This is a genomic window from Paenibacillus mendelii (assembly GCF_024498075.1).
GTDB lineage: Bacteria > Bacillota > Bacilli > Paenibacillales > Paenibacillaceae > Paenibacillus_Z > Paenibacillus_Z mendelii.
The window spans coordinates 190781-208372 of sequence record NZ_JANHOF010000011.1 but is presented as its reverse complement, the minus strand read 5'-3'; the positions used below and the strand labels follow the sequence as shown (position 1 = coordinate 208372).

The 17592-nt window shown below is 51.1% G+C and carries 16 protein-coding genes and 2 pseudogenes; 15 read left to right on the top strand and 3 right to left on the bottom strand.

What is annotated here, in order from left to right; genetic code table 11:
- Nucleotides 1-61: 61 nt before the first annotated feature.
- Nucleotides 62-358 carry a reverse transcriptase domain-containing protein gene (locus tag NNL21_RS26075; protein WP_256555481.1) on the bottom strand — a complete coding sequence of 99 codons (297 nt, stop codon included), beginning with the start codon at nt 356-358 and terminating at the stop codon, nt 62-64.
- On the opposite strand from NNL21_RS26075, the pseudogene NNL21_RS26070 reads away from it, so the two are divergent.
- The 9 genes and pseudogenes from NNL21_RS26070 to NNL21_RS26030 all read left to right on the top strand — a co-directional run.
- A pseudogene (locus NNL21_RS26070) lies at nt 332-610 on the top strand (Tn3 family transposase); the annotation flags it as partial. The gene NNL21_RS26075 and the pseudogene NNL21_RS26070 overlap by 27 nt on opposite strands.
- 77 nt (nt 611-687) lie before the next feature.
- Nucleotides 688-858: pseudogene (locus NNL21_RS26065) on the top strand (tyrosine-type recombinase/integrase); the annotation flags it as partial.
- Nucleotides 859-970: 112 nt separating this feature from the next.
- Complete coding sequence (locus tag NNL21_RS26060) at nt 971-2404, top strand: IS4 family transposase (protein WP_204821274.1); 1434 nt, start codon at nt 971-973, stop codon at nt 2402-2404.
- Nucleotides 2405-2578: 174 nt separating this feature from the next.
- The gene (locus tag NNL21_RS26055) at nt 2579-2716 is read left to right on the top strand and encodes a hypothetical protein (RefSeq protein WP_204821273.1); all 138 of its coding nucleotides are present in this window, start codon (nt 2579-2581) and stop codon (nt 2714-2716) included.
- 51 nt (nt 2717-2767) lie between these two features.
- On the top strand, nt 2768-3217 hold the full coding sequence (locus NNL21_RS26050; protein WP_204821272.1) for a MarR family winged helix-turn-helix transcriptional regulator: 450 nt from the start codon (nt 2768-2770) through the stop codon (nt 3215-3217).
- Between the two features lie 103 nt (nt 3218-3320).
- Nucleotides 3321-3446, top strand: a complete 126-nt coding sequence (locus NNL21_RS26045) for a hypothetical protein (protein ID WP_256555480.1) — start codon at nt 3321-3323, stop codon at nt 3444-3446.
- Nucleotides 3433-4836, top strand: a complete 1404-nt coding sequence (locus NNL21_RS26040; RefSeq protein ID WP_204821271.1) for an NAD(P)-binding domain-containing protein — start codon at nt 3433-3435, stop codon at nt 4834-4836. The genes NNL21_RS26045 and NNL21_RS26040 overlap by 14 nt, the downstream gene beginning before the upstream one ends.
- Nucleotides 4837-5354: 518 nt before the next feature.
- Nucleotides 5355-8540 (top strand): bifunctional cytochrome P450/NADPH--P450 reductase, encoded by a 3186-nt coding sequence (locus NNL21_RS26035; RefSeq protein ID WP_204821270.1) that lies wholly within the window; start codon nt 5355-5357, stop codon nt 8538-8540.
- A 108-nt stretch (nt 8541-8648) separates the two neighbouring features.
- The gene (locus NNL21_RS26030; protein WP_256555479.1) at nt 8649-9026 is read left to right on the top strand and encodes a winged helix-turn-helix transcriptional regulator; all 378 of its coding nucleotides are present in this window, start codon (nt 8649-8651) and stop codon (nt 9024-9026) included.
- 75 nt (nt 9027-9101) lie between these two features.
- Here the strand turns inward: NNL21_RS26030 and NNL21_RS26025 are convergent, their stop codons facing one another.
- Nucleotides 9102-9659: an NAD(P)H-dependent oxidoreductase gene (locus NNL21_RS26025; protein WP_204821268.1), complete on the bottom strand. Its 558-nt coding sequence runs from the start codon at nt 9657-9659 to the stop codon at nt 9102-9104.
- A 121-nt stretch (nt 9660-9780) separates the two neighbouring features.
- Between NNL21_RS26025 and NNL21_RS26020 the strand changes: the two genes are divergently transcribed.
- From NNL21_RS26020 to NNL21_RS25995, 6 genes are all read left to right on the top strand, one after another.
- Nucleotides 9781-10011: a hypothetical protein gene (locus tag NNL21_RS26020; RefSeq protein ID WP_204821267.1), complete on the top strand. Its 231-nt coding sequence runs from the start codon at nt 9781-9783 to the stop codon at nt 10009-10011.
- A gap of 109 nt (nt 10012-10120) precedes the next feature.
- Nucleotides 10121-10945: an extracellular solute-binding protein gene (locus NNL21_RS26015; RefSeq protein WP_204821266.1), complete on the top strand. Its 825-nt coding sequence runs from the start codon at nt 10121-10123 to the stop codon at nt 10943-10945.
- Nucleotides 10870-11544, top strand: a complete 675-nt coding sequence (locus NNL21_RS26010) for a type 2 periplasmic-binding domain-containing protein (RefSeq protein ID WP_204821265.1) — start codon at nt 10870-10872, stop codon at nt 11542-11544. The genes NNL21_RS26015 and NNL21_RS26010 overlap by 76 nt, the downstream gene beginning before the upstream one ends.
- Nucleotides 11537-12442 carry a carbohydrate ABC transporter permease gene (locus tag NNL21_RS26005; protein ID WP_204821264.1) on the top strand — a complete coding sequence of 302 codons (906 nt, stop codon included), beginning with the start codon at nt 11537-11539 and terminating at the stop codon, nt 12440-12442. Before NNL21_RS26010 ends, NNL21_RS26005 begins: the two co-directional genes overlap by 8 nt.
- 1 nt (nt 12443) lies before the next feature.
- A complete protein-coding gene (locus NNL21_RS26000; RefSeq protein ID WP_256555478.1) occupies nt 12444-13265 on the top strand; it encodes a carbohydrate ABC transporter permease in 822 nt (273 codons plus the stop codon).
- 46 nt (nt 13266-13311) lie between these two features.
- Nucleotides 13312-14946: a putative glycoside hydrolase gene (locus NNL21_RS25995; protein WP_204821263.1), complete on the top strand. Its 1635-nt coding sequence runs from the start codon at nt 13312-13314 to the stop codon at nt 14944-14946.
- A gap of 73 nt (nt 14947-15019) precedes the next feature.
- Here NNL21_RS25995 and NNL21_RS25990 read toward each other — a convergent pair whose 3' ends face one another.
- Nucleotides 15020-17578 carry a DUF5695 domain-containing protein gene (locus NNL21_RS25990; RefSeq protein WP_204821262.1) on the bottom strand — a complete coding sequence of 853 codons (2559 nt, stop codon included), beginning with the start codon at nt 17576-17578 and terminating at the stop codon, nt 15020-15022.
- Between the last annotated feature and the right edge of the window lie 14 nt (nt 17579-17592).

Here is a 17592-nt window from a genome sequence, read left to right as displayed (position 1 = left end):
AGGGAAGATGGGTGGAGGGGGCAAAACGGACTTGTAAACGGAACGTAGATAGTGTGGATCGTCAAGGGGGGGAGGTAGCTGGTCGCTGACGAAAAAACGAGTACAGCTTCTCCCCGCGCTGTGCCTGCGGCACAGCGCCCCGATGAGGCCAGAAGTCAAATCCATCTTCGATGGGAGTGATTTGTGTTTTTTCCTGTGAAAGCCTAAGACCCCGTTCTGTCAGAAATTCTTGAACGAGTGGTGTTACTTCTTTTTCCAAGATTTCTTTGGACTTTCCGGTGATGACGAAGTCATCACAATAGCGAACGAGATTCACTTTTGCTCCTTTTGTTATGGGAAACGGGGAGAACTTTATCAAAAATATCGAGAAGGACAAGAGGATCAGCTGGGAGCCTTGGGATTGGTGGTAAATGCTATTGTCGTTTGGAACACCAGATACATCGAGGCTATATTGACTCTTATTTCCGAAATGGGAGAACAGGTCGAAGAGTCGGACGTTCAACGTCTCTCTCCTCTCGGTCATGAACATATTAATAACGTGGGCAGATATTCTTTTACTTTGCCTGATGAGGTTGTGAATGGGAATCTACGCAGTCTGATACAGGACTAGAACAGTGATTTTACATTCGCTGTTCTTTTTTTATTGCCAGTAACGCTTATTCCGGTTTTTTTGTTCGGTTGCTCCCTAAACCCTTTTCTCCTCACGATCTACGACATTTCTTTTGCTCCAATGCATTAGAAAAGGGATTAAATGTACATGAAGTGGCATCCATCGCGGGACATAGTAACATCCATACCACTCTGCTTTATACTAATCCTAATCGGAAAGCCATGCTAGATAAGCTGAACCAGCTTTAAATAAAGGGCTGGTTCTTCGCTTTACATATTTAGTAAATAATCCTGCGGACTAGAGCAGCAACCCTGTCACTGGGCCTTTAGGATTATAAAAAAGAAAGGATGGCGTTTTTCTGTGAAGGTAACCACCAAAGAGGAACTTCATTTGTTTTCACAGGTATTGCAAAAATATCTTTCTCCTACAGAAGTCGAACGGTTGGCTAGAACAACTGAATTTGTAAGACGAACGAGCAAATATCGGGGACAAGAACTGGTGACCTTGTGTGTTTGGTTGAGTCACAATCTAGCGAGTACCTCGCTCACTCAACTATGTAGTGAACTAGAAGCCACAACAGAGATCAGCATGAGCCCCGAAGGGCTGAATCAACGTCTGAACGAAAAAGCAGTCGCCTTTCTTCGGGAACTTTTTGCCCGTCTACTGAAAATAGAATTAGGTTCATCCAGTAGCATCCCAAGTGTTTATCAGAACCACTTTTTACGGATTCGTATCTTGGATTCTACCACGTTTCAAGTTCCAGACTCTTTGACCGAACATTATCCGGGAGCAGGTGGCTGTGGCCATACGGCTGGAGTGAAAATCCAACTGGAATACGACTTACACAGTGGACAGTTCTTGAATATGGACATAGGGGCTGGGAAAAAGAACGACAAAACTTTTGGTACCACTTGCTTATCTACCCTTCGACCTGGAGACTTGTGCATACGAGACTTAGGCTACTTCTCGTTAGAAGACTTGGATCAGATGGATCAGCGAGGTGTTTCGTATGTCTCTCGTTTAAAGCTAAATAACCGAATCTATCAAAAAAATTCAGAACCTGCGTTTTTCCAAGATGGAACGATCAAGAAACAAACCGAATATCTTCCCCTGGATTTGGAGGAAATCATGCATGGCATGCAGCCTGGAGAAACGGTGGAGGTTCGGGATACGTATATCGGAAGATACCAAAAGCTACCCGCTCGAGTCATTTTGTATCGGCTTACCGAAGTTCAAGTAAAGAAAAGACGAAAAGATCAGGCTTACAAAGAGAAGAAAAAAGGGATGAAGTATTCGGATAAGAGCAAGCGGTTAACGGAAATCAACGTATATATCACCAATATTGCTTGGGAGATCGTTCCCAAAGAACATGTTCACGATCTCTATTCCTTGCGGTGGCAGGTGGAGATCGTATTCAAAACATGGAAATCTTTTTTTCAAATGGATCGATGCAAGGATGTGAAACGGGAGAGATTGGAATGTCATCTGTATGGACAACTCATTGCCATCCTTATTTGCTCGTCTACCTTGTTTCGGATGCGAGAGTTGTTGTTACGAGAAAAACAAAAAGAGTTAAGTGAATATAAAGCTTTTTATACGATCCAAACCTATTTTCCTCTGTTCCACCAAGCCATACAACAACAAAACACCCAAGCATATACAAAGATCCTCCTTCGCCTATTCCATCTGCTAGGAAAAAATGGGCGAAAATCTCATCGATACAAGAAAAAGACGATCTTTGACATATTGGGTGTTGTTTATGAGTATACCATTTCGAATGCAAAGGTAGCTTAATTTTTAAAAACAAGCCTATCTAGGCTTGTTTGGTGTGCCATCCTTTTCCACATACCAAGATTCCTCTATGTTATTACTCCCTTTTCATCTTTCGCTTTTCTTAGCTTGATGGGCATGTGAGGTGACCCCTTTCACGACGACTTTTCAGAAGTTTGAAATGAAACCGGGCGGTACATGGGAGTTGCGCTGAACATATCGCCATTCGATTACCTGAACCGGCTACGGATCGAGGAGGCTGTCGAGCTGCTCGGCGGCATCGCCTTGCCAATCATTCGTTTTACAGGAATTCTAAACATTCTTGAGAAAATATAACTTGCAAATTGCAAATATAAGCTGTATAACTAATAACGAGAGGTGAAAGCGATGGAACACGAACCTAGAGAATTACTACAAATCATGGCGCGGCGCTTTGGATTACTTAATAAAAACTGCTGCAGCATAGGGAACAACGATATTTCCTTGATTCAAAGTCATATTCTTTACGAAATCGCTCGTCAACATCAACCATCCATGCAGCAGGTTGCAGACACACTTGGAATGGATATCACAACATTCAGCAGACAAGTTCAAACATTAATTAAGAAGAAACTTGTTAAAAAGACACCTCTGCCTGAAGATCGAAGAGTATATATACTAAGCTTAACGGTTGAAGGTACATTTGTCACAGGTGCAATCGATCAAATGATGAACGATTATCTAGAAGAAGTTTTCTCATTTATGAATGATTTCGAAAAAGAAACTGTGATGCGATCCTTAAAGCTGCTCAACGATAGTATGCTGAAGTCCAAAATGTGCTGTACACCTATGGGGTGATGTCATCATTGCTCCAATTATTTTCTACATAACTTGCAAATTACAAGTAATGAGGAGCCGCAAAACATAAAATCACGATGGATTCATAAAGGAGAAATATCCGATGACGATAATGGATATAACGACAGATCAAATCGAGCTTATAACATTACATTGTTTTCAGACTAAAGATAAAGAAGAAAAAATAATAAGAATTGAAACTGGAGGAAATTATTATGAAAAAGATTGAACTTAAACAAACAAGCTCTTGTTGTGGATCGCCTCACCTTACGCAAGAAATAAATATGCAACCACAAGGCAAATCGAATCATTTACCTGTAGCAATCATTGGTGCCGGTCCGATAGGCTTAGCCGCAGCAGCAAATTTAACGGAACGCGGTGAGAATTTCATACTCTTAGAATCAGGCTCACAAGTAGGACATAACATTTCGGATTGGGGACATGTTCGATTGTTTTCACCATGGCAATACAATGTAGATAAAGCAGCGGAAAGATTATTAACCAAACATGGTTGGAGTGCGCCTGCTCCTGATGAATTGCCTTCGGGACAAGAGTTAATCGAGCAATATTTGCTTCCATTAGCTGATCTTCCGGAGATTAAATCCCATCTTATTTTAAATACTAAGGTACTAGCGATTAGCAGAAAAGACACAGACAAAATGAAATCAGATCTTCGAGAGCACAATCCTTTCGTTATTTATGCAGAAGTAAATAATACTACGCAGCGCTATGAAGCAAGAGCAGTAATCGATGCTTCTGGAACGTGGGGACACTCGAATCCCCTCTATGCAAGTGGTGTCCTGACGAATGAAGAACGATCACTGAGTGAACATATTTATTATGGTATCCCAAATATTCAAGGTAAAGACAAGGAAAGGTATCTAGGCAAAAGTATAGCTGTAGTCGGTGGAGGGCACTCTGCTTTAAATACATTGTTAGATCTTGCTCAGTTAAAAGAGACTGATCCTGATATGAATATCGTGTGGATCATGAGAAAGAACAGGGTAGAGGACGCCTATGGCGGAGAAGCGAATGATCAACTTGAAGCTAGGGGAGAGTTAGGCAGCCGTATTCACCAATTGGTTAACTCTAAACAAATTCAGGTTGTTACTCCATTTAAAATCCAAAAGATAAGTCGAACAGATGGGAAAATGATAATAAGCGGTAAAAATAGGGAGGGAAGTAGTGATTTACCAGGGATTGATGAAATTATAGTCAATACAGGAAGTCGACCGGATTTTTCATTCTTGCGAGAACTACGACTAAGCATTGATCAAGCCACAGAAAGCGTAGAGACTCTTGCTCCGCTTATCGACCCTAATGTTCATAGTTGTGGAACGGTTCGACCTCACGGAGAAAGGGAACTGCGGCATTCAGAAAAAGACCTTTACATCGTAGGGATGAAGAGTTATGGTCGCGCTCCAACATTCCTTATGGCAACCGGATATGAACAAGTAAGGTCTGTTGTTGCTTATCTTGCGGGTGATTATGAAGCTGCTCTTAAAGTTGAGCTTGATTTACCTGAAACTGGAGTATGTCGTATAAATAATTCGCCAATGAAGAAAGATGAAAGCTCCTGTTCAACCATTCCAACAACAAATTCTTCTTGCTGCAGCTAATAGAGATTTGAATGGGCGGGAAGAGAAGCTCTCTTCCTGACTGTTTTTCAAGCTAAGTTTCCGAGTATTCCTAGGATCATGCGAGGGTATACAACAAATGAAACGCCTGCTTAATTACCTTGATCATTGCTAATGGGCCGTTTGGGGATACAGAAAGCAGAATATAGAATACAGATTAAGGAACTAGGTCGACCCATTCATTCTGGTTGGCCTATTTTTTATAGTCCTATAGGTTCAACAGACGATCCATCTCTAGTTGAAAAGTAATAAACGAAGCCACAACTAGCCCAAACAATTATGGACCTCCGGCTGATATGCGTTACATTCATATCGTGGTAGGGTAAAGGCTAGGATAAGACACATGGTAAGTAGAAATAAACGATGCCGCCGTCCAATCCTCCTTTTATACCGTAAAATGACCATATTACGATATTGGTCAATTGGTACTGAGAAGAGAACCATCCCGCCCAAACGAAGGGCCGCTTACAGAGAAGACATGGATTATGGAGGGAGATCGCATGACACAAACGATGCAAGTGCCTCAACCTAAAACCTACGGGCCGCTGGGCAATCTGCCGCTACTGGATTCCGCAGCACCGATTCAATCGCTTGTGAAGGTCGCTTCGGAACTCGGGCCGATCTTTCAATTTCAATTTCCCGGCGGTCGCAGGGAGCTGTACCTCTCCGGCCATGAATACGTTAAGGACGCGTGTGACGAGAAGCGTTTTGATAAACGAATCTGGGCGCCGCTCCAGAATGTCCGTCCTTTCGCGGGTGACGGTTTGTTTACGAGTGCTACGCAGGAGCCAAACTGGAAAAAAGCCCATAACATCCTGCTCTCCAGCTTTAGCCAGCGTGCGATGCAAGGCTACCACACCAAAATGGTGGATATCGCGATACAGCTTATCCAGAAATGGGCTCGGCTCAATCCGGACGAAACCGTTGACGTTCCTGCCGACATGACGCGTCTGACACTGGATACTATCGGCCTGTGCGGATTTAATTACCGGTTTAACAGCTTCTATCGCGAAGACAATCATCCTTTTATCGGCAGCATGGTGCGGGCGCTCGATGAGGGCATGAACCAGCTTTACCGTCTGGGCATACAAGACATGTTTATGATTAAAAAGAAACGGCAGTTTCATGCGGACATACATGCCATGTTCTCCCTTGTGGATGAGCTCATTCAAGACCGCAAGAAGCATGGCGGTGAAGAAGGGGATTTGCTTGCGCTTATGCTGGAAGGTATCGATCCCGATACTGGCGAGCGTCTCGATCATGAGAACATCCGTTACCAGATGATCACGTTTCTTATCGCGGGGCATGAGACGACAAGCGGATTGCTTTCCTTTGCCATTTACTTTTTGATGAACAATCCGGAGACCTTACATAAGGCGGTCAGCGAAGTGGACCGCGTTCTGAAAGATCCCGTTCCGACCTACAATCAGGTGAGGGAACTCAAATACGTCCGCATGGTTCTCAGCGAGTCGCTGCGATTATGGCCAACGGCGCCTGCCTTCTCGTTATATGCAAAAGAAGATACGGCGATCGGCGGAACCTACCCGATCAAGAAAGGAGACAGCGTGACGGTCCTGATTCCGGGACTGCATAGAGACTCACGCGTGTGGGGAGACGACGTGGAGGCGTTCAGACCAGAGCGCTTCGAAGATCCGAGCAAGGTGCCACATGACGCGTACAAACCATTTGGTAATGGACAGCGCGCTTGCATCGGGCAGCAGTTTGCGCTGCAGGAGGCAACCTTGGTGCTTGGCCTGGTTCTCAAATATTTTGAACTGATCGATGACCAGCGCTATGAGCTGAAGGTTAAGGAGACGCTCACTTTGAAGCCGGAAGGGTTCCATATTAAAGTTCGAAGCCGTCAAGACGCGACCGCCCTCATGTTTCCGGGAGGAGGTAAGGCTGCATCAGCCGAATCGGAGAAGCGGGAATACGCCAAGTCCGATATTTCTGCGACAAATGCTCATCATACACCGCTGCTTGCTTTGTACGGGTCCAATTTGGGCACGGCTGAGGGAATTGCCAGAGAGGTGGCGGATGCTGCGAAGCGCCAAGGGTTCGACAGCCAGGTAGGCGCACTGGACGACTTTGCCGGAAGGCTTCCGAAGGAAGGGGCCGTAGTGATTGTTACTGCCTCGTACAACGGACAGCCGCCTTCCAATGCTAAAGCTTTTACGGAATGGCTGGAGACTGCGGATGAATCCGAAATCCAGGGCGTTCGTTATGCGGTATTCGGCTGCGGAGACCACAACTGGGCAAGCACGTATCAGCGCATTCCTCGCTTGATTGACGAGCAGCTTGCGGTGAAAGGGGCGCAGCGATTGCTTCCGAGGGGCGAAAGCGATGCGAGCGGCGACTTTGAGCGGGAAGTCGATGAGTGGACGGAGCATTTATGGCCGGATCTGATGCAAACGCTCGGATTGCCGGTCATGGCGGACAATCAGCCGAAGCTCAGTGCCTTGTCCGTCCAGTTCGTCCAGGGAGCGGCCGCCGTTCCGCTGGCCGAAACCTATCAAGCGGTGACCGGGCGCATCGTTCACAGCCGCAATCTGCAGCATGCGGACAGCGGAAGGATCACGCAGCATATTGAAATCTCGCTACCGGAGGGAACGGGTTACCGCGAAGGAGATCATCTGGGGGTCCTTCCGGTCAATTCGGCTGTGCTGGTTCGACGAGTACTCCATAGATTCAATCTGGATGCGGACGCCCACCTCATATTGTCTGCGGAAGGAAGAAGCGGTGCGCATTTGCCGACTGGCGTTCCTGTCCGTCTGGACGACCTGCTGTCCCGCAGCATAGAACTGCAGGAGCCGGCCACACGGGCTCAGATTCGGGAGATGGCCGCTTGTACGGTATGCCCTCCGCATGTCAAAGAACTGCAAGGTCTGCTTGCGGAAGCGACCTATCAGACCGGCGTGCGGGCCAAACGGATCACCATGCTTGACCTGCTGGAACAGTATGAAGCCTGCGAGCTGCCGTTTGAGAGATTTCTAGAGCTCCTGCCTCCGTTGAAGCCGAGATATTATTCGATTTCCAGCTCACCGAAAGTTAGCCGCAATACGGTAAGCATTACGGTCGGTGTCGTTCGGGACCGTGCATGGAGCGGTCAGGGAGAGTATCGGGGCGTTGCTTCCAACTATTTGGCCCAATTAGGGACAGGTGCGGAGGTATTGATGTTTATTCGTTCTTCTGAATCGGGCTTTGCACTGCCGGGGGATCCGGCAACACCAATAATTATGATCGGACCGGGTACGGGTGTCGCTCCGTTCAGGGGATTCATCCAAGCGAGACAAGCGCTTCGCGAGGCAGGGCAGGAGCTGGGTGCTGCTCATCTGTACTTCGGCTGCCGCAATCCGGAGCACGACTACCTCTACCGCGAGGAATTTGATGAGGCCGAGAAAGAGGGTCTGGTGACCCTGCATACCGCCTTCTCGAGATTGGTGGGTAAGGAGAAATGTTACGTCCAGCATTTGTTGAAGCAGGATGGGGAAATGCTGCTGACTCTGCTTGAGGCAGGAGCTCGAATGTACATTTGCGGCGATGGCTCCCGGATGGCGCCGGAGGTGGAACAAACGTTGATCGGCTCCTATCGGGATCGTCATGGCGTGAATACAGAAGATGCTGCCGCCTGGCTGTCCGGATTGGAATCAGCGGGACAATATGTGAAAGACGTCTGGGCCGGATGATTACTATCCCTGCGGGAATTCGTTCTCAAACTCTCTATTTAGGATTGTTTTTGTGATAAAATGATTCGTACACGAGTAACGAAACCGTTCAGAAGGAGAGTGGAGCTTGTGCGCGAAACCGAAACCTGTGTTCCGACAGGCGTAAACCCCCAAGACACCGGCTTTGGGTATACGTTATCCCTGATCGGAGGCAAGTATAAGATGATCATCCTGTACTGGCTGTCTGAAAATAAGGTGATGCGGCATAATGAGCTAAAACGAAGTATCGGCTCCATATCCTTTAAAACGCTAAGCATCATGTTGAAGGAGCTGGAGGCGGATGATCTTATCGTTCGCACGGAATATCCTCAAATTCCCCCCAAAGTCGAATACACCTTATCTGAACGCGGACTATCCCTCATTCCTGTCTTGCATCTATTGTGCGAGTGGGGAGAGAAGAACAGTATGAGCAAGCCGGCTCCGGAAGCGGTACTGCTGGAAGCGTGACGTCATGTTATATCCAAAGAAGTATTTCCTAAACAAGGGAATACTTCTTTTTTATACCTTCATTCATGTAGCCCATCACAGGCCGTCTATGAACTTCAAATAATCTTGCACATTTGTTTCCAATGCGCTAGGCCCTTGTTCCATACCGGGCACGTTTCCGCCGGGTTCATCCTCTTGGCCATAATAAGCATAAAATGATCGATAATCTGCACCGCAATAGAGGAAGGTCGTTTCAAACGGAGTTAGTATCTGTGCGAGCGTGTAGCGATACCTTCCGTCTTCCCGATAATCTTCTTTCTTAATGCCGGCTGATACCGCTAATGCAATTTTACGGTTCTTTAATTTATCGCCTCCATTTGAACCGTAAGCCCATCCATAAGCCAAAACATCGTCAAGCCATTTTTTTAGGAGCGGCGGACAATTAAACCAATAGACCGGGAATTGTAAGACAAGATTGCTGTGCAATTCAATGAGCTGCTGTTCTTTTTCCACATCAATGATTCCGTTCGGATACACCTTGTGCAATTCGTGAACGGTGTACTTATCCGGGTATTGCTTGAGTTCTTCTACCCATCGCTTGTTGATGACGGATGTTTCCAGGCTTGGGTGCGTAACGATTACAAGAGTATTCAAAGATTCGTCCTCCTTGAGCATGATTTATTTATTGAGTATAAAGTGGTCGCTGCGATATTGTAAGTATGCACTTTTAGTACAGGTACTTACCAAAAGGTGAGTGTAACGTGGAAATAGCACATTGTTGGTTCTCGCGATCACGCATTACATCATTTCGGATGCAGCACCAGCCCGCCGGCTTGACGGAAGAGCGGGAGCAACGGCATTCACCACGCACTCGAAAAAAGCGAACGAGCTCTGCAGGACCTATGCCGGCAGAGCTTTCTTCATAGGTCGGCATTCGCCACCCGGGATCGCAGTCGCCGGGCATGGCGGGTCAAACGCGAAAGCCGACGAAGCCGGTCTCCCATAACGATGGTCGGAATCCGCCACCTATTATCGTTCTCGGTATACTGCAAAAAAAGGGGACAGGTGATATCTTTAGGGGGCATTTATCTTAATCATAAACAGGAGGTCATGGGATGCGAGTAAAAATGAAAGCCGGGATGCTGGTTGCGCTGGTTTGCCTTGTCTTGAGCCTGATGGCGGGATGCGCGGGAGCGGCCGGAGGGAAGGCGGGCGACCCCGGCAGCACGACGAATCGGGCAGAAAATGAAAGCGCTTCGAAGGAGAGCTCGAAGGAAGCCGTCAAGATCAAGTTTTCCTACTGGGGCGGTCCCGAAGAGAAAAAGTCGATGGAAGCGATGCTCGACAAGTTCAACGGGGCGCACCCGGACATCCAGGTGGAGGGGATGCACATCGCGCAGGATTACGTGACGAAATTGAATACGATGGCATCCTACGATACGCTGCCCGATCTGGGCTATTTTCCATCCGGCAATTTGGCGGTTTGGGTGAAGAACGGCAAAATAGCCGATCTTTCCGATCTCTACAACGGCGGTAAAATCGGCAAAAAGCTCGATTCCGTCCTCTTCCGGAAAAGCGACGGATCGATTATCGGCGCCGGCGTCGCCAATGAAATTCTGATGCTGAACTACAACAAGGATCTGTTCGACGAAGCGACCGTTCCGTATCCTCCGGCAGCTGCGGATACCGCCTGGACCTGGGACGAATTCGTGGCGGCCGCTAAGAAGCTGACGACGGACCGGAACGGGAAGCACCCCGGCGCGATGACGGCTTCGATGCGGACAATATCCGGACGTTCGGCGTCAACATCCAGAACATCGGACAATTTTACCCGGCGGCCCTGTTCAGCAACGGCACCGGCGTCGTGTCGGACGACGTCTCGGCGTTCGGAATCGGCTCCCCCGAATCGATCGAGGCGCTACAGGCGATCGCCGATCTGATGTATGTTCACCAGGTGATGCCGAAGCCGTCCCAGATGTCCACGATTCCCTCGGAGGACACGGCGTTGCTGACGAAACGCATCGCAATGTCGATCAGCGGCCAATGGTCGCTCCAGGTGCTCGGTAAAGCGATGACGGACAAGAAGCTGAACCTCGGCATCGGCGTGCTGCCGAAGTTCAAGACGCCGGTCACGACGAATTTCGGCGAGCCGGTCATCGTCTTCGACACGGAACGGACGAAGAAATACAAGGCGCAAGTCGAAGAGGTGTACACCTACATCATGAATCCCGAGAACAGCATCGATTTGATCGCCGGGGGCTTATGGATGCCCAACGAGGAACAATGGTATACGGATGCGGAACGGATCAAGCGATGGATGGACAATCCTGTTCATCCCGACGAGTACAAAACGGCCGTCATCGACTATGGATTGAACCATACAAAACAAAATCACTCGTATTATTGGGAAGACATGGAGGCTTTCATGGTCATCAATCCGGAGCTTGATCAGCTGTGGCTGGGAAAGAAACGGGCGGAGGATATCGTCAAAAACGCCATCATCCCGAAGCTGAAGAAGGACAAGTACCTGTATGAATAAAGCGCCGAGGAGACCGCAGTTGAAGAAGAGGGAGGCCGTTGCCGGTTATTTGTTCGCCATGCCGGCCATTCTCGGCTTGCTCCTCTGGACGATTGGTCCGATGGTCGCCAGCTTGGCGATCAGCCTGACCGATTGGGAGATTATCGGCGGCGCGCAGTGGGTCGGCCTGGACAATTACCGGGAGATATTGACCGATGATCTGTTTTTCAAAAAATCGCTGCTCGTCACGGTCTATTTTGCCCTGGGCAGCGTCTTGGTCACAATGCTGGCTTCGATCGCCGTCGCCCTGCTGATGAATATGGAGATCAAAGGCCAGGCGATCTTCCGCACAGTATTTTATCTCCCAACCATCGTGCCCGCCGTCGCTGCCAGCATGTTGTGGGTATGGCTGTTCAACCCGGATTTCGGTTTGTTCAACGCCATCCTGAAGACCGTGGGGCTGCCTTCGTTAATGTGGATTTATGACGAAACGACCGTTATTCCCTCGTTGATCCTAATGGGGGTATGGGGCTGCGGGGGAGCGGCGCTCATTATACTCGCTGGCCTGCAGGACGTTCCGAAGCATTTGCTTGAGGCAGTGGACATCGATGGAGGCAACGCTTGGCATAAATTTCGCTTCGTGACGATTCCGATGATTTCACCGGTCATCTTCTTTAATCTGATCATGGGGTTGATCGGTTCTCTGCAGGCGTTCACGCAAGCGTTCGTCATGACCGGGGGAGGACCGAACAACGGAACGCTATTCTACGTTTATTTGATTTACAGGGAAGCCTTTCAAAGCAATCATTTCGGCTATGCGAGCGCCTTGGCCTGGATCCTGTTCCTGCTGATCGCCCTGCTGACGGCTGTCGTATTCAGAAGCTCGAACAGCTGGGTTTATTACGGAGGTGGCAAATAACGTGAAGCTCGGACGGATATTCGCCATGATTCTGCTCGTCCTGTTTGCCTTGCTTGCCGTCGTTCCGTTCTTCTGGCTGATCCGCAGCTCGCTGATGCGAACCGACGAAATGTTCCTGTTTCCTCCCAAGCTGCTGCCCGATCAATGGCTGTGGCAAAATTACGCCGACGTTTTCTCGATCATTCCGTTTGGCCGCTATTTGAAAAATACGGTCTTCATCCTGATTCCGGTCATGGCGGGCGTCGTCGTGACGAGCAGCATGTGCGGATACAGTTTCGCGCGTCTGCGGTTTCCGTTCAAGAACGTCTGGTTCGCGCTCATCTTGTCGACGATGATGCTGCCTTCCGCCGTCACGCTTATCCCGACCTTCATCCTGTGGTCCGAGCTGAAGGCGATCAATACGTTCTGGCCGTTAACGCTGCCGGCCTGGTTCGGGGGAGGGGCATTCAACATCTTTTTGATGCGGCAGTTTTTCATGGGCATTCCGAAGGAATTGGATGAGTCTGCGCTGATCGACGGGGCGGGTTTCACTCAAATTTATGTCAAAATCATGCTTCCGCTCGTCAAGCCGGCGCTTATCGTCATTTCGTTCTTTACGTTCATGAGCGTCTGGAACGATTTCTTCGGACCGCTTATTTTTCTGAACGAGGAAAGCAAATTTACGCTCGCGCTAGGCCTGCTTCAATTGCAGGGATTGTATTCGACGGATTGGAACCTGGTCATGGCTGCATCGGCTATAATGGTAGTGCCGGCCATCGTCGTCTTCTTTGTCGGCCAGAACTATTTTATCGAGGGCATCAGCTTGACGGGAATTAAGGGATAGGCCGCGCCTCAATGAGGGAGGGCGGATTCGATGAGGAGGACAACGCTTGTATACGATTGGTTATGATTTCGGCGACACGCTCGTCGCTTTGGGAGAGCTGCGGTTTGCCGTCCGGTTATACACGGAATCGAACGTCTACGCTCCCGATCCCGATCGCGTCGCGATCACCGGGGACGAGCGCCGGACCGTGATGAGGGCGGACGGCTTGTGCTGGGCGGGCAACCAACGGAAGGCGGACGGGGAAATCGAGCTGGAAATCGTTCGCGGCCGGGACGGACGCTATATCATAAGCGCCAGGGGCAAGCATGGCGGCGAAGTCTGCAAATCGATGCTGGTCGAGGTATTCGGCATCGATATCGCGGCATTGACCTACGACCAGGATAAGCGGGAAGCCATCGGACCCCATCGCGCCATTCGGGCGAAACGGTATCCCGGCTTCGGCATGAAGATGCCGCTTGTCTTCGCAGAAGAAGCGTCGGGCGCCGAATGGTACGCCATGACCAAGGACGACCGGGTGAGAGGAAAAGGTTTTGCCGTACATTACGATCCGTATCTGGAGACGTACGTGCTTGATCTGGCTCATGAGGAAGACAAGCGTTTCCGGAGCCAAGAGATCGTCTCGCCGCCCTGGCATATCGGCCGATGCGCCAATCGGGCCGCCGTCATCGCTGAACGATGCCGCGATCTGGAGGATCGCTTTCATCTGGTGCCGTTTGAAAGGCGTACCGACATTCCGGACTGGCTGGGCGGTATCCGCTTGATCGTGACGCTGCACGGCGAGCATTGGACAGGGCATGTGTTCAACACGTACGCCGATATGGAACGCGCGCTGGAATGGATCGCGGAGCGGATCCCCGGACGTGAGGTGCTCGCGTTTCTGCCGGCCTGGGACGGCCGTTATTATTATAATTATCCGCAATACGAACCGAGTCCGTTCATGGGCGGGGCGGAAGGATTCAAGCGTCTTACGGCCAAAGCCCGTCTCCTGGGCATCCGCGTCGTGCCCATGCTCGGAGCGAACGCGCTGAATTTGCGGTTCGCCGAGCAGCTGGGCTTGCAGGACGCGGCCGTGCGCGACGAATGGGGCCACGAATGCCGGATTAACTGGGTGGACTGGGATTACGACCTGGCCGTTGAGAACGACAGCGCGCTCGCCAATATGGGTCATCCCGACTTTCGGCGGCATATGATCGAGCGAGCCACTCAATTGGTGGACGAATACGGGGTCGACGGCATCTTTCTGGATATCTCGAGCTTCTGGGCGAACGATCCGCGGTATTCGCCTTACGAGGGGACGGTAGCGTGGGCAGACGAGATGAAAGCCCGCTACCCCGGCTTGCTGCTGTTCGGGGAGAACAGCTACGATGCGTTATGGGGAACGTTCGGCTTGTTCCATGAAGCCGGAGGTCCCGGAGCGTACGAGCAGGCGCTGTACCGATATGCGAGGCAATCGCATTATCTGGCCCATCCGGCCCCGGGCCGGGGATCGGCCGGCGTGCACGAGTGGTCCTGGCGCTGGGCTGTCGGGCTGCCCGAAGGGGAGTGTCCGGAATTGATCCCGACGCTGTCCATCGTTTCGGATACGATCGCGGAACATGCCGAGGCCGCGCAAGCGGTAATCGAGCAAGCGCGGAAGTGGAAGCAGGCGCTGCCCGGCATCGCCGGCCGGCCCAGCTTGTAAGTGCAAGAAACGAACAAGCGCCATCCCGTTCCATGAACGGGATGGCGCTTGTTTCTTAAGTAACGCGTTTGTTCTACCGAACTTTCAGCACGATGGAGACCCGTTCTCCCGAGCCGATCGCGAATGAAGCCTTCGCTTCATGATCGGCTATTTTACGCAAAAGTGTTCTCTGGCCGTTCACCGTCAGCTCCATGTGCAGAGGTATGGGGAGCATGAACGCGATTTCGTTGCGATATGCATACGAAGTGTCGTTATGCACGTCAATCTCTATCGTACCGGCTCGCCGGTTCCATAGCAGCCGCTCGATGAAGCCTGCCGTCAGAGCGACTCTGCCTCGACTTGCGCCGCCTTCCGCATCCGCAAGATGCCACGCGATCCGATTGCCCGCTCCGCTCGCCGGTCTAACGTCGAGCATGCCGCTTTCCGCGTCATCGCGCGCATCGCATAAGTAGCCTTGCGATGCCTCGCCTGCCGGTTGGTATACGTAGGCGCCGAAGTCGGTCAACGCCCCAAACAGTCCGAGACCGATATCCCCACTGAAGGCATGGAATCCGAAATTGGATGATTCCTGCTCCCAACAGTAGCTCATGCTCCCGGTCCCGTCGGCGTGGATTTTGCTGAAAGCTCCCAGCGTACCGCCGTGGATGGTGGATAGCGTCTCATGCCCGATCGGCAGAAGGCCGCGCTCCAGCGCCCGAAGGAGACCGCCGGAGTTGAGCGGAGACGTATAATGATGGCAGCACTCGCTAAAGTCCCGCTCCGCGTCCCACCAGCGGATATCGCTTCCGTGCCACCACCAGACGGGCTGTTCGCCGCGGACTGCTAGCATGATCTTGGCGAGCCGTTCCATCCAGGCGGTATCGTCATAGGCATCGGCCATCGTCATGGCCATCTCATAGCCGGTGTTGTCGTAGGCGCACTCAGAACCGAAGGGTACGTTGTGCTCGAACAGATTACGTTGAAATTCGTTGACCCGAAGCAGCAGCTCGTAATACTCCGCAACGTAGATATCCTCCATGGCGTGAAGCGTGCGGAACATGACATCTCCCCCCATGTTGCCGACGACAAGATCCATCTTCCGGGCCCGCTCGAACATCTTCATCAGCGTGGAGTAGGCCAGCAGCAAATACTCGTTCGAGTCGTATAATTCGGTCGCTTGATAAGTTTTGGCGATGACGTGCATGTAATAGTACAAATTCGCGACATGCATGTAATCGAAGGAGCGGACCGAGTTGAAATTGCCGCACCACCAGAACACTTCATTCGTCTCGGGGTTCTGCAAATAGCGCCGCACGTAGTCGCGAACATAGGCTTCAAGGACCGCGATCTCACCCGGCTCCGGGTCGGTCGCATTCTTGATCGCCACGAACATCGCTTCGGTAATGCCGCCCTCGTAGGAGCCACTGCCCCAAATATCGTCTTCCTGAGCCAGAATGCCCTGGGGATAGGGCCGATTGCCGATGAACTCCCGTCGGCTGTAGCATAGAATCGCGCCGTTCAGCGCGTCGCCTTCCTTACGGTAAACCTGATGACGGGCGATAAAGTCCGCGCGTCTACGAACAAGCTCCTTCACGGGCTCGGTAATGCGGATGAGGACCGGAGCGGAGCCGCCTTCAGCATGACGGATCGTTATCGCATGCTCGCCTGGCTCGTGGAATTCCAGCCTGAACGAATGCCGGTCGCCGCTGCTGCCTAAGAGAATGGCCGAGTAGCGGTCCGAAGGCTCCAGCGAGACGGTGGATCTCGACCGGACGAGAAGCGTGAAGGGACTGTCGATCGGCGATACCATCGCCGGAATGGCGGTCACGGCAAGCTTTCCCCGTTCGGCCAGAAGGGAGCGAAAGCTTTCCATGCCGTCGGTCATGCCGATCTCAATCAGATAGGACGCTTCTTCTCCGGGAAGGAGCAGCCGGCTTGTGGCGGTACCGCGTCCCATGATTTCCTGGAAGCCGTTCCTCTCCATATATCCTCCGGCATGCAAATAAATGACGCTGCTGCCCGGCCAGGAATGATTGGGAATGCCTTCCCTGACAAGCGCGGTCGTTCCGGGGAGATGCGCGGTATGCTCGAAAGAAGTTTCTTTCAACGGGATGGCGTACGCCAGCGGAGCTTCACCGTTTAAACGCTGCATAATCTGGTAGCCTGAGGTGCCGCCGGGATAAATATGCTCGTAAACTCTCTTCTCGTACATGTAAGAAGGCCTGTAGCGAAAATCGGTATAGTTGTTGTTCACGGGCACGGAAACGGCCAATTCATCGATGCGCAGCGCGGAGGATGAAGGATTGGAGAGGACGATTTCCATATAGAGCAGGTCATCCGATTGCCGAAAAGACTTGCGGACGGCAAGGCCGCCGTGATCGCTCGCATAATCGTCCGACTCACCGACGGGCCGGAAATCCAGCCATCGCGATTCGGAAGCGGCCGAGGCCAGGGATGATTGCTCTTGCCGACAGGCTACGAACACGGAGCCATAGCCCGGAACCGGCAAGGAACGGTCGCGATCGTCAACGACGCCGAGCTCCGTCGGACTGGCCACGAAATTGCAGGAATCATCGCCGGCATGGACGCCGAAGTAATACAGGTTGCCTGTAGCCCGGTCGATCAGGCGGGCGGTACGGTTCGGAGGGAACATGGGAAATCTCCTTC

Coding starts and splice junctions, on each gene's coding strand:
- NNL21_RS26055 (WP_204821273.1), top strand. CDS start 2,579: ATGGGAGTTGCGCTGAACATATCGCCATTCGATTACCTGAACCGGCTA.
- NNL21_RS26050 (WP_204821272.1), top strand. CDS start 2,768: ATGGAACACGAACCTAGAGAATTACTACAAATCATGGCGCGGCGCTTT.
- NNL21_RS26045 (WP_256555480.1), top strand. CDS start 3,321: ATGACGATAATGGATATAACGACAGATCAAATCGAGCTTATAACATTA.
- NNL21_RS26040 (WP_204821271.1), top strand. CDS start 3,433: ATGAAAAAGATTGAACTTAAACAAACAAGCTCTTGTTGTGGATCGCCT.
- NNL21_RS26035 (WP_204821270.1), top strand. CDS start 5,355: ATGACACAAACGATGCAAGTGCCTCAACCTAAAACCTACGGGCCGCTG.
- NNL21_RS26015 (WP_204821266.1), top strand. CDS start 10,121: ATGCGAGTAAAAATGAAAGCCGGGATGCTGGTTGCGCTGGTTTGCCTT.
- NNL21_RS26005 (WP_204821264.1), top strand. CDS start 11,537: ATGAATAAAGCGCCGAGGAGACCGCAGTTGAAGAAGAGGGAGGCCGTT.
- NNL21_RS25990 (WP_204821262.1), bottom strand. CDS start 17,578: ATGTTCCCTCCGAACCGTACCGCCCGCCTGATCGACCGGGCTACAGGC.